General features: G+C 77.2%; 1 protein-coding gene. It reads left to right on the forward strand.

From position 1 onward, the window contains the following. On the forward strand, positions 1-636 hold a 636-nt coding region (locus BI06_RS44160), incomplete at both ends, for a class F sortase (protein ID WP_051743047.1).

A 636-nucleotide genomic window follows, 5' to 3' on the forward strand; every position in this document is an offset into this window, starting at 1 on the left:
GACGCGGGGCGGGGCTGAACCGGAGTGTCTTCGGCGCGGCCGGGCTGCTCTGCCTGGCGATCGGCGCGACCGTGGCGGTCTCCGGCCGTGCGGAGCCGCCGGTGGTCCGGGTGGAGACCTCGGCCCGGCAGGCCCCCGACGCCACCGCCCCGGCGGCGCCCGCCCCGTCGACGGGGACGACGACGACCGGTGCTGCCTCCGCCGGCGGCACGTCCGCCGGAACCACCGCCGCCCCCCGCCCGCTGGCGGCCTCGGCCCCGACCCGGCTGCTGGTCCCCGCGGCCGGGGTGGACGCCCCGATCACCGGCCTCGGCCTGAACGCCGACGGCACGGTCGAGGTGCCGGCCGCCGACCGCGCCGACGAGGTCGGCTGGTACCGCAACGGCCCGACGCCGGGGGAGACCGGGCCCGCCGTCCTGATCGGGCACTACGACACCGCGCACGGCCCGGCGGTGTTCCACAACGTGCCGAAGCTGAAGGCGGGCGACCTGATCCAGGTCCGGAGGGAGGACGGCGGCACGGTCGACTTCCGGGTCCGCAGCCTGCTCCAGTACGCGAAGAACGACTTCCCCACCGACACGGTGTACGGCAACACGACGGGGCCCGAGCTGCGTCTGATCACCTGCGGCGGCCGGA

Source organism: Kitasatospora sp. MBT66 (genome assembly GCF_000710405.2).
Lineage (GTDB): Bacteria > Actinomycetota > Actinomycetes > Streptomycetales > Streptomycetaceae > Kitasatospora > Kitasatospora purpeofusca.